Origin of the sequence: Algoriphagus ratkowskyi, assembly GCF_002150505.1 — a bacterium.
Taxonomy (GTDB): Bacteria; Bacteroidota; Bacteroidia; order Cytophagales; family Cyclobacteriaceae; genus Algoriphagus; species Algoriphagus ratkowskyi.
The window spans coordinates 226,913-238,951 of sequence record NZ_MSSV01000009.1; the positions used below are offsets into that span (position 1 = coordinate 226,913).

General features: G+C 39.0%; 11 protein-coding genes. 2 read left to right on the plus strand and 9 right to left on the minus strand.

Annotation, left to right across the window (positions count from 1 at the left end; translation table 11 throughout):
• Nucleotides 1-70: 70 nt before the first annotated feature.
• Nucleotides 71-826 (plus strand): porin family protein, encoded by a 756-nt coding sequence (locus BVH02_RS12135; RefSeq protein ID WP_086501716.1) that lies wholly within the window; start codon nt 71-73, stop codon nt 824-826.
• A 49-nt stretch (nt 827-875) separates the two neighbouring features.
• Here BVH02_RS12135 and BVH02_RS21410 read toward each other — a convergent pair whose 3' ends face one another.
• Together BVH02_RS21410 and rpoN are read right to left on the minus strand one after the other, a co-directional pair.
• Nucleotides 876-1,496 carry a PA-phosphatase gene (locus BVH02_RS21410; protein WP_086501717.1) on the minus strand — a complete coding sequence of 207 codons (621 nt, stop codon included), beginning with the start codon at nt 1,494-1,496 and terminating at the stop codon, nt 876-878.
• Nucleotides 1,496-2,950, minus strand: a complete 1,455-nt coding sequence (rpoN, locus tag BVH02_RS12145) for an RNA polymerase factor sigma-54 (protein WP_086501718.1) — start codon at nt 2,948-2,950, stop codon at nt 1,496-1,498. Before rpoN ends, BVH02_RS21410 begins: the two co-directional genes overlap by 1 nt.
• Nucleotides 2,951-3,130: 180 nt before the next feature.
• Here rpoN and asnS point away from each other — a divergent pair, with 180 nt between their 5' ends.
• A complete protein-coding gene (asnS, locus tag BVH02_RS12150) occupies nt 3,131-4,582 on the plus strand; it encodes an asparagine--tRNA ligase (RefSeq protein WP_086501719.1) in 1,452 nt (483 codons plus the stop codon).
• Nucleotides 4,583-4,744: 162 nt separating this feature from the next.
• On the opposite strand, the gene BVH02_RS12155 is transcribed toward asnS, so the two are convergent.
• The 7 genes from BVH02_RS12155 to BVH02_RS12185 form a co-directional block, all read right to left on the minus strand.
• Nucleotides 4,745-6,214: an NAD(P)H-hydrate dehydratase gene (locus BVH02_RS12155; protein WP_086501720.1), complete on the minus strand. Its 1,470-nt coding sequence runs from the start codon at nt 6,212-6,214 to the stop codon at nt 4,745-4,747.
• A gap of 2 nt (nt 6,215-6,216) precedes the next feature.
• Complete coding sequence (locus BVH02_RS12160) at nt 6,217-7,530, minus strand: MFS transporter (RefSeq protein WP_086501721.1); 1,314 nt, start codon at nt 7,528-7,530, stop codon at nt 6,217-6,219.
• A gap of 61 nt (nt 7,531-7,591) precedes the next feature.
• Nucleotides 7,592-8,050, minus strand: a complete 459-nt coding sequence (locus BVH02_RS12165; RefSeq protein ID WP_086501722.1) for an ExbD/TolR family protein — start codon at nt 8,048-8,050, stop codon at nt 7,592-7,594.
• Between the two features lies 1 nt (nt 8,051).
• On the minus strand, nt 8,052-8,687 hold the full coding sequence (locus BVH02_RS12170; protein WP_086501723.1) for an ExbD/TolR family protein: 636 nt from the start codon (nt 8,685-8,687) through the stop codon (nt 8,052-8,054).
• 1 nt (nt 8,688) lies between these two features.
• Entirely contained in the window at nt 8,689-9,018 is a 330-nt protein-coding gene (locus tag BVH02_RS12175; protein ID WP_086501724.1) for a hypothetical protein, read from the minus strand.
• A 56-nt stretch (nt 9,019-9,074) separates the two neighbouring features.
• Complete coding sequence (locus BVH02_RS12180; RefSeq protein WP_086501725.1) at nt 9,075-9,872, minus strand: MotA/TolQ/ExbB proton channel family protein; 798 nt, start codon at nt 9,870-9,872, stop codon at nt 9,075-9,077.
• A gap of 519 nt (nt 9,873-10,391) precedes the next feature.
• Complete coding sequence (locus BVH02_RS12185) at nt 10,392-11,945, minus strand: glycoside hydrolase (RefSeq protein ID WP_086501778.1); 1,554 nt, start codon at nt 11,943-11,945, stop codon at nt 10,392-10,394.
• Between the last annotated feature and the right edge of the window lie 94 nt (nt 11,946-12,039).

The following is a 12,039-nucleotide window of genomic DNA, read 5'->3' on the forward strand; positions in this document are numbered from 1 at the left end:
AAAAAGGGGTAAATCCTCTGGGATTTCCTATTTTTGCCCGCATTGAATGCATTATAAGTAAACCAATTTGATGAAAAAAATATACACCTTCCTACTAGCCTTTGCTTTGATTCAAACAGCTTTCGCTCAGGACACCCTGGAAATTGCAAAAAAATCAAAGACTTCCATCGGAGGAAGACCTAACATTCCAAGTGATTTGAAGTTTGAATTTGGCTTTAATCAACTCAATAACAGGTCAGAAGACATGAGTATTCGCTTCTTAGGCTCCCGCACATTCAATGTTTACTATCAGTATCCTGTTTCCATTTTCGGTGATGCGTCTGGATTCACAATGGACATTGGTATCGGATTAGGAACAGACAAATATGCATTCAAGGATGATCAGACTTTATACAACAACCCAGCTTTAGGTCCAGAATCAAGTGTGTTGAAAGATATTACTGATGTGTTGGGTACTAATATTAACATTAAGAAAAATACAGTCGCCGCTAATTACGTTGACATTCCGCTAGATTTCACCTACCACTTCAACAAGGCGAACTACACAAAGGGCTTTCAAGTTAGTGTTGGTGGGAAATTCGGATACTTATACGAGTCACATACCAAAGTGAAGTATGAGGACGCTGCTGATCTTAAAAGACAAGTCAAAGATTCTCAAAATTATGGTTTCGAGAAATTTCGATATGGTTTATCTGTGAAAGCTGGATCCCCCGGATTTTATGCATGGAGTTACTTTGGCTTGAATCAAGTATTTCAAAAAGGTCTTGGTCCAAATGGCACAGAAGCAACTCAAATCAACTTTGGTATTGCTGTGAATGTTTTCTAAAGAGAGATTCTTTAATAAAAATTAAAACCGAACTAACGTTCGGTTTTTTTTATGCCCAAATCCAGCTAAATCCAATAAAACAAAGGGTAAACCCAAAAATTAGTCCTATATAAATCTCGGTAGGCCTATGAGCGTCCAAGTGTAACCTAACTGTTCCAACTAGCCCAGCCAACATCAAGAGGCCTAATAAAGGATATACTGGCTGAAACGTAGGGAATCTATATCCTAGCACAAGCACGGCAGCAAGCAAGCCACCCATACCAGTCATGTGTGCAGACATCTTCCAGAAAAAAGTAACAATAGTAAGTAGTACAATAGCCAAAGTTATCACCCCTAATGCTTGCCAGAGAATAGGGTCCAGTTCATTCATCTCTCTTAAAAAATAAACCGTAAGGAGGTAATAAATGCTTGTTACTGTGAATGGGATTGCTCGATCCTTTAGCTCCGCCATATGGACACTTTTCAGAGTACCGCTTAATCTCAATCCAAAAATGGTAACCATAGGGATAACCAAAGTGGATAATACGAGAAGATAGAACAGCCGACTTTTGAATGACTCAGGAATACTAGTTGCCTCTGGCACTACAAATAGAGCTAAGCCAAAAACCAAACTGGGTACCACCAATGGCTGCAATACAACTGAAATAATCAATGAAAAAACTCTCTTCACTACAATTCCTTTCTAAGTCTGGCAACAGGAATTTGAAGCTGCTCACGATATTTAGCCACGGTTCTTCGCGCGATGTTATATCCTTTACCATTTAGCATCTTGACGAGCTTATCATCGGAAAGTGGCTTCTTCTTGTCTTCTGCGTCAACCATACTTTGCAGCACAGATTTCACTTCGCGATTACTCACGTCCTCACCGCTATCAGTAGAGATACCTTCAGAGAAGAAGTACTTTAGTGGATAGACGCCGAACTCTGTTTGAATGGCTTTACTATTTGCTACTCTAGACACAGTAGAAATATCCATATCAATCCGCTCTGCAATATCTTTCAAAATCATCGGACGAAGATTGGTCTCATCTCCATCGATGAAAAACTCCTTTTGATACTGCAGGATCGCTTCCATAGTTCTCAAAAGAGTATTTTGCCGCTGCTTGATGGCATCGATAAACCATTTGGCGGCATCTAATTTTTGCTTTACAAATGTGACCGTTTCTTTGAGTTTTTTATCCCGCTTATCACTCTTATCATATGCGTCAAACATCTCTGAATAAGATCTGGAAATCCTCAATTCAGGTGCATTTTTAGAGTTCAAACTAATCTCAAATTTGCCGGCCGTATTTGTCAGCATGAAATCTGGTATGATATATTGAGTGCGAACTAATCCATCTGCCACTCCTCCCGGCTTTGGGTTGAGCTTTGTGATCAGATTAACTGCATCCTTTGTCTGCTCGTCATTGAGGTCACATCGCTTCTGAATTTTGGCATAGTGCTTTTTTGTGAATTCATCAAAGCAATCATGCATTATCCTCAGCGCATTGCGTACGATAGGGTCGTCAGGATGATCCTTGCGCTCTAACTGTATAGTAAGGCATTCTTGAAGGTTTCTAGAGGCGATACCTGCTGGATCAAAAGTTTGGATCTTTCTCAGGATCTCCTCCAGTTCGTCTGTATCAGTTTCTATATTTTGGCTAAAAGCCAAGTCATTAATTATTGCTTCGAGATCTCTCCTGATGTAGCCATCATTCTCAATACTTCCGATCAGCTGCTCACCGATAATCTTTTTTCTATCATCTAGTCTGAGGAAATTCAACTGAGAGACTAGCTGCTCATGGAGAGATGATTGACTGGAAATAGGAATTTCTCGATCTTCCTCGTCGGCATTATAGTTACCGTCACCTTGCATTTTGTACCCCCCATACTCATCATCAAGGTAATCATCGATATTTACATCGCGTTCATCCTGTGGAGACTCCTCTTCATAGTTATCTTCATAATCTTCATCCGCACTATCTTTTTCTTCTGTTTTACCTTCTTCCAGCGCTGGATTAATTTCGAGTTCCTCTTCAATTCGGGTGTCTAATTCGGCAGTCGGGACCTGCAGCAACTTGATAAATTGTATCTGCTGAGGAGATAACTTCTGAGAAAGTGATTGGCTAAGATTTAACTTTTGCATTCAGTATGGGATAAAACCTGCTGTTTGGGTTCAAAAAAGGCCTTTTCGTTTGAAAAAGCCCTTATGCCAAAGTTAGGAAAAACAAGCAATCTTTTGATAAAAAGCTTATTTAATCGTTTTTTTGCATTCCTTTTAACTTATTCGCGGACTGAAATACACCCGCACTAACAAATACATCAAATGGCATTTAATAAACGAATCAAAATCAAGACCATCCTGGATACAAATCCGATTGGAACAGAAGTGACGCTGATGGGCTGGGTTCGTACCAAAAGAGGAAACAAAAACGTTTCTTTCATCGCACTGAATGACGGCTCTATCATTACCAATTACCAAGTGGTGGCTGATCCAAATTTAATTTCTGAGGAAGTTCTTAAAAAATGTACCACTGGCGCCTGTCTTAAAGTCACTGGAAATGTAGTAGCCTCTCAGGGTGCTGGACAAAGCTCAGAGCTCAATGCTATAGTTATTGAAATATTAGGCGAAGCAGATCCTGAAAAATATCCCCTGCAGCCAAAAAAACATTCGATGGAATTCCTTCGAGAAAATGCGCATTTGAGAATGCGTACCAGTACGTTTAGCGCTGTTTTCAGAGTTAGACATGCCTTAGCTTTTGCCGTACATAAATATTTCAATGACAAGGGATTTTTCTACATCCATACACCAATCATCACAGCCTCTGATGCAGAAGGTGCTGGGGAAACATTTAAAGTAACTACGCTTGACCTGAAAAACCCGCCAAAGAATGATGACGGAACGATAGACTATACGAAAGATTTCTTTGAAAGAGAGACCAATCTGACGGTTTCTGGGCAATTGGAAGGCGAACTTGCAGCCATGGCCCTAGCAGACATCTATACATTTGGCCCAACTTTCCGTGCTGAGAATTCGAATACTACCAGGCATTTGGCTGAGTTCTGGATGATAGAGCCAGAAATGGCTTTCTACGATGCAGAAGACAATGCTGATCTAGCAGAGGACTTCTTGAAATATGTGATTCAATATGCACTTGACAATTGTGGGGAAGATTTAGCATTTCTTGATGCCAGACTTCTGGAGGATGAAAAGGTTAAGCCTGCAGATCAGCGTAGCGAAATGAGCTTAATTGATAAGTTGAAATTTGTTGCAGATAATGACTTCGTAAGAATCACATACACGGAGGCCATTGATATTCTAAGAAATTCTAACCCTAACAAGAAAAAGAAATTCTCTTACCTAATCGATTCTTGGGGTGCGGATTTGCAATCTGAGCATGAGCGATTCTTGGTTGAAAAGCATTTCAAAAAGCCCGTTATCTTGACTGATTACCCTAAAGACATCAAGTCGTTCTACATGCGTCAAAATGAAGACGGAAAAACTGTGGCGGCTATGGACATCCTATTTCCTGGTATAGGTGAAATAGTAGGAGGATCGCAGCGAGAAGAACGTATGGATGTGCTGACCAAAAGAATGGAAGAAATGAACATCCCACAAGATGAAATGTGGTGGTACCTAGACACCAGAAGATTTGGAGCGACACCGCATGCAGGCTTCGGACTTGGCTTTGAGCGAATGGTACTCTTCGTCACAGGAATGGGTAATATTAGGGATGTGATCGCATTCCCACGAACTCCCGGAAATTCCGAATTTTAACACACGAAAGCCCGATAGAAATATCGGGCTTTTTTTGATTGTTATTTATTGTGGCAATGGTTACAAAATAATTACGCAAAGAACACAGCTAAATAGTGTAGTGAAAATTGATAAGCCAAAAAATCCCTACAGGACATTAAAAAGTTGCTTAAAAGCTATGATTTAAGAAATATTCAGTTGAATATATGTTTCAGGGATTGCATCTATTATATCACTTGCAATCAAAGACCTTCTTTTAGATTTTGAGGCTATTTCTCCTGCCAAACCATGATGAAATACTCCACAAAGAACAGCGTTCTCCGGACTATACCCCATACCTAAATACGAAGTAATCATCCCTGTAAGTACATCCCCAGATCCGCCAGTAGCCATGTACTTAGTGCCGGATGAGTTAAAAATTTGTCTGCCATCAGGTAAGTTTATTACTGTATTAGCACCCTTTAAAACCAGAATTAATTTGTTATCCATGCAAAATTTCTTAGCCATTTCCATTCTTTTAGAATGATCTGCAGCTGGCCCCAAAAGACGTGTAAATTCACCGATATGTGGCGTCAAAACAGAGTTCTTTGGCAACAGATGCAATAGATCAAGATTTCTTGCAAGTAGATTCAGAGCGTCAGCATCGATAACTATCGGCTTTTTGAAATCTTGCAGAAACTGTTTGAATAAACGGTCTCTATTACCTATACCCCACCCAGGTCCAATCCCAACAGCATCGTAAATCTCAGGATTGGGTATTAATCCCCAAGAAGACATTGCCTCAGGAACAGCAGTCTGAATAATAGCTCGCTCAGAATCCTCCATATGGCATGTAACCAACCCAGATCCAGTACGTAATGCACTTTTGGCACAAAGAATTAATGCTCCCATCTTACCGGGGCTACCGCCTACAAGTAGAACCTTACCCATATCACCTTTATAACTGAACCTGCTAAATATTTTGTGCAAAGGGCGAATATCAACTGCTTCCAAATAATAAAAAGTTGACATTAGGTTATTATAAGCCTCTTCCAAAATACCAATCTTTAGCACTACTAGTTCACCTACAAATTCAGCGTTCTCTGGATACATGAGTGAAAGCTTAGGGAACTCAAAACTGACTGTAAAATCTGCTTTAATTGCAGTTCCATTCACTACTTCATCTGACGGCAGACCTGAGGGAACATCAATGCTAATTACTGTTCCTTTAAATGTATTTAGCTTTCGTATAATTTCAATAGCATCAGTCCGCAACTCACCCTTCAGTCCTACTCCAAGAAATGCATCTATCAAAATTCCACCATTAGGGAATACCCAATCTTCAAAATCGTGGATTTGAATGATTTCGGGAAGACTGCTAAAATTCACGAGCGCATCTTTGCTCAGTCTTTCAATAGACTTGAAACAATTAAGTATCGAAACTGAATAGGATTGATCTGCTAGCATCCTAGCAACAGCAAAACCGTCACCTCCATTATTCCCAGCGCCTACTGCTATTTGAATAGGTTGATCTATGGGTAACTCTTGGTTTAAAAACCAATTGACAAACTCCGTAGAAGCGGCTTCCATCAACTCATGACTAGTTTGACCAGATCGGCTCAACTGATTGGAATCCAATTCTTTGATTTGAATCCCCGAGAGAATTTTTTGCATAGTTATGCCCTTTCAGTATTTAGACCCTTTTTAGGGATTGTGACTAAAAGTAGGAAACCTAGACCAACAAGAAAAAATATACCTAAGGAAAGCGCTGAATTCCTCATACTTCCAGTGATTTGCTCAATAAATCCATATGAGAATGTACCAAGAACTATTGCCAGTTTTTCTGTTACATCGTAAAAGCTAAAGTAAGAAGCATGATCGGTAGTGTTTCTAGGAATTAATTTTGAAAAAGTTGATCTTGAGAGGGATTGTATCCCACCCATAACAAAACCTACTATAAATGCCAAGGCAAAGAATTCATAGACAGTATACACATAATAAGCACCTGCACAGATCCCTACCCATATCATTACCATAATTACCAAACTTTGCTTATTCCCATACTTTTTGGAAATAAAAGCAAAGAAATAGCTACCTGCAATTGCAACAATCTGAATAATCAAAATTGTGATAATTAATTGGTCACCGGGCAGTCCAAGCTCTTTATCACCAAATGTGGCGGCCAAATACATAACCGTTTGAACACCCATTGAGTAAAAAAAGAATGAAGCTAAGAAGCGATACATTACTTTGATTTGCTTGACTTCATTCCAAACTTTCCTGATTTCCTGATATCCTTTTAGTAAAAACTCCCTTTTAATATCTTTCCCAAAAGGATTTTGAGGCAGGATTTTAAAAGGAATCTGAGCAAATCCAGCCCACCAAAGACCAGTAATTAAAAAAGAATACCGCGCTGCCATCCCACCATCAGATAGCATAAACCAAGAGGGGAATTGTATCATCAACAAGTTGACAACCAAAAGAATTACACTACCAACGTATCCTAGGGCGAATCCCTTTGCGCTTAGTAGGTCATACTTGTCAGGAGTAGTAATCTCAGGCAAATAGGCATTATAAAACACAATACTTCCTGCATACCCCACACTGGCTAGCACACTGAAACAAATACCCCACTCCAGATTATTACCATCAAAAAAGAACAAGGCAATACAGGATATAGAACCGAGATAAGCAAAGAACTTCATAAACTGAAGCTTCTTCCCACTTGCATCGGCTATACCAGAAAGTATAGGCGAAATCAATGCTATAATTAAAAATGAAAAGGAAATGGAATAGGAATACAAAACAGTATTAACTACCTCAAAGCCAAAAAAATTAACGGTATCATTAACATTGAGCCCTTTGGTAACACTGTTGAAATAAACAGGGAATATTGTTGAAGTAATAACTAAACTATAGACTGAATTTGCCCAGTCGTACATCACCCAGGCATTTTGAACCTTCTTAGTGTTTTTAAGGGATGAAAGCATAGTATAAAAAAAAGCTATCCCGATTTACAGGATAGCTTTAATATTTAATAAAGTATATGTACTATTTAACTTTTCCTATTGAAGCATAAAGCACTCTTCTTGCGTCAGCTTCTCTAAGTTCATTCTGAACATCAGAAATTGGACCCATTTTAACGTCTCTATCAACTTTCATAGATATAGTAATACCTCCTCTGTCCGATTCAGGAAGCATATCACGCTCTTGATTTACCCACTGTACAATATCAGGAGTATTCATGAGCGCATCGTTTGCTTGTACTCTAGGCTCAGTGCCGTGAAGTGCTGTATTCTTAGGTTTTCCTATGAAAATATAAGAAATAAGCGTCTTCTTCTGAAGCTTCTGAAGCTGAGTAGCAGCAGGGATCTTTTGCTCAACTAATATCTCTTGCTCTCTCAACACAGTTGTTACCATGAAGAAGAAGAGAAGCATAAAGATAATATCTGGTAAAGCCGAAGTAGGTATATTTACCTCTGCTTTTGTTTTCTTTCCAAACTTTGCCATATCAATTTCCTCCTATTTTATCAGGTTCTGCAATAGATATCGCCATCGGTATCCCCTCTTTTCCACGATCTATCAAGCTTTCCTCCGCGTCATTCTTACCGGTCAAAGCTCTATATTCATCCGTACTTAGATTAACTCTAGCAGCATAGATATCAAAATATGCTTTTTTAGCTAAATCGAATACTTCAAGATACTTTTCATAGCTCGTGCCACGGTCAGTCTTAATAGATATTACTGCGTCTCCCGGATCATCAGATGATTCTGGATTTCTACCCGCTAGCGCTTTTACTGAAGCCGGAAGTGAATTGTATAAGGCAACTGATGCTTCATCAGGTGATCCGAAGTTCATAATGAATGCCTTCAACTCTTCATCAAGCCCGTCTGTGTTATCTCTATAATCACCTTCGATCAAATATTGATCGTTAGAATTTATTCGAATAACAAAGATGTTTCTTTCGTTCAAATCAATCTCAGGCGGAGGATTGAGTGGATCCAGCTTCGGTGGAAGGACATTCAAAATACCCTTATCCGATGCGATCGTTGTAGTGACGAGAAAGAAGATCAGCAGCAGGAAAGCAATATCTGCCATAGAGCCTGCATTGACCTCCGTACTCATTCTATTTTTCTTTCTAGCCATATTACTTTATCGCTTTAGTCACTTCTGTCAATACAATGCTACCAAGAGCAATGATTGCAAGAATGTATGTGGTGATCAACATTCCACCTACCAATTGAGATCCACCAGGAGTCAAATTGAAAGGAGATGCTGCAAATTTAGGAAGTACTTCATTGCTTGAAATTGAATAAGCAATAAAGAACAATACAACTATACCGATAATTCCCGCCGCAGTTTTAAGCAAGCTCTTTGGATTGTCCAAAGACTTGATCAATGGCATTAATATTGCCAATACAGCTCCAACTCCGATTAGGATGTAACTTCCGTATAATAAGATGTCATAAGTATCCATAATGTAGTTTTTCTTTGAGGTTAACTTTTAATTTAAGGTTTGATAAAATTAACGGTTTATCTACCAGTTAATTTATGTCTTACCAAGATGTCAACCAATGAGATAGAAGCATCTTCCATATCATTAACCAAAGAATCAATTTTAGCTACACAATAGTTGTAAAACAACTGAAGGATAATCGCAACGATCAAACCAGCAACTGTGGTCAAAAGGGCGATCTTAATACCACCTGCTACTAGAGAAGGAGAGATATCACCTGCTGCTTCAATAGAGTCAAATGCACCAATCATACCGATTACTGTACCCATGAATCCTAACATTGGAGCAAGAGAGATAAATAGAGAGATCCAAATTAGACCTTTTTCTAATCTACCCATTTCTACAGAACCATAAGAAATAATAGACTTCTCTACCATTTCGATTCCTTCTGAGTATCTCATCAAACCTTGTGTAAAGATCGAAGCTACAGGGCCTTTAGTGTTTTTAGTAACATCTTTAGCCGCTTCAATTCCACCTGACTCAAGAGCATCTTCTACTTTGATCAACAATTTTTTCGTGTTGGTCGTAGATAGATTCAAGGTGATAATTCTTTCCAAAGCAACCGCAAGACCCAAGATCAAACAGATCAATACTGGAGTCATGTAAAGAGGATCACCTTCGATGAACTTCTCCTTTACTACTTGGTGGAAACTTTGCTCCTCTGCGACGATCTCATCATCTACAATTGTGGGAGATGCGGCAGGCTGAACTGCTACTGGGGTTGTTTCTTCTTGTGCTGCAGTATCTTGTGCGTTAGAAATAACGGGTACGAATAGGATGCCTGCAAGCATGAACAAAGCGATTAACTTTCTCATAATGTTGATTTTAAATAGTCTTTTGATAAAGGTTAAATGGTTTCTACTCTGGAATCGAGTTTTAAAGTTATCATTTTTTAAATTCAAAAAACAAACGACTCTTTTAGAATTTTGTGAAAAATCAGGCTTATATCTCAGGATTAAGCAAGCTTTTACACGAACGGAAGTATTTCCTTTTACATTTTAAAAGACACGTAGCTCCAAAACTCTATGGTAAGGTTCTTATTTTTTCTCAGAAAGAAAAATAAAATTGTCTCCTAACGTATAGCTTTTTTCAAAATGATCAGAATATCCTGATTAATTGGTTTTTATATAGTGCGATTAAGAGATATTATTTTAGATGCATAGGTTCTGACTCTGTAAATCCACACTATCCTAGCCTCAAACTATACAGCATTACGAAATTTTAAAACACCTAATTCATAATTTCGTGTGCGAAATGCTATTTTTATTATTCACTATTGAGGGATATACAATTTCGAGCAATTGTGTAATAATTGAAAAAACTCTGATCCGATCCTATTTTTCTAATATTACAGTGACTATCGACCTAGCTGGAATAACAACCGAGTTCCCAGATGTCCCCACATCTACAAACTCTAAACTCTTATTCTGTGAAGTAATGTAGAGACGTTTCATCGTGTAGGAGGAGTTATCCCCTGTCAAACTCACCTTTAAATCACCTATCTCAGAGTTCACCACAATCATCACAACCTCACGCTGGTCAGCCGACTGATAAGCTGAAACCAAAAACTCTGGCGACTGATACTTTGAATTATTCAGTTCAACTCCAACACGTTTATATCCTGGCCGAACAAACCTACTGAAGTTACCCAACCCCCAAAGCATTTTGCTTTCGTAGAAATCACCATCTTCCTTATTTTTGTCGATGTAAATTAAACCATCCTTATAGTCATAGGGAGATAGTGCAATCCACCAATGCCAGGCACTTGCATTGGAAATAGTGAGGTCATTGTGAATTACTTTAGCAATGTAGAGCGCTGGATCAATTCCCAGATCCCTACCATTCCCTTTGATTTCTCCGGCATTATCTCCCAAAATACAGTATTCGCTCATCCAATAACCAAGCCCCTCTATCGTATTTAGAGCTGTTCTGAGGCTTTCCCTCTGACTAATTGCGGAGGCAAATGGAGAGGTTGAAAAGTAACTATGTGCAGAAATGGATTTGCTTACATGCTTCAAGTCACCAATGTAATTGAAGGATTCTGGCTGAAAGAAATCCGTAATCTGCTCTCCTCTCCCACTTTTATCCGCTTGCTCATAGAGATAATTGATTTTTCCGGCTTCAGCAATATCAATCTTGGTCTCCAATTTATTTTTCTCCAGAGCATCATCTAAAGCCTTGACAATCTCAGCTATTTCCGCATTAAAAAAAGGCGTTCCTTCTTGCCCCCTATCTGACCAATCCCACTGCGGTTCATTCACAGGACTCACATAGTCTATGTTCAGCCCTTTCTCTCCAAGACCTTTAATTACCTGCGCCAAATATTCGCCGTAGGCGTTATAGTGATCTGATTTAAGATTTGATCTCCCAAGTATGGCATATGCCTGGCCAGTATCCGTCATAGAAACTGGAGGGCTATTGGCAAAGACTAACAAATTTGCAACACCATATTTTTTGGCAGCCTTGGCAAACCAAACTTGCCCCGCTTGCTTTGACCAATCGTAAGATCCATCAGCATTCATAAAAGACTCCGCTCGCCTCCACTCATCGCGAATACCACTTTGTGCACCTTGTTCTGCACTACCAGCTCCGATATTAAATCTCCACATTGACAAACCTATACCTTTCGGGTTTCCCGCACCATCATTCTCATTGCTGAAAAGTAGTTCGGCAATTGAATTTTTCTTTTGATCTGGCCAAAGTCCTACAAATTGCGCTGACCAGGCATCTGAAGCTCCAAAATGCTCAATAGTCTGGTAGGTGTCTTTAGTGAGGAGGTGTATATCTATAGTCTCTGAAAGGCTTAGATCCACTGGCTTTACTTGGGCATTAACTTTAAGTGTAAGGAAAATTGCTATCCCAACAAATAAGATGGTATTCTTATACATAATTTTTCTAGTATCCATTCTGCTTGACCTAAGGAGAATGTTTAAATTAAGTCTAAAAAAGTATTGAAAATTATCACGATCGAAAAATAGTATC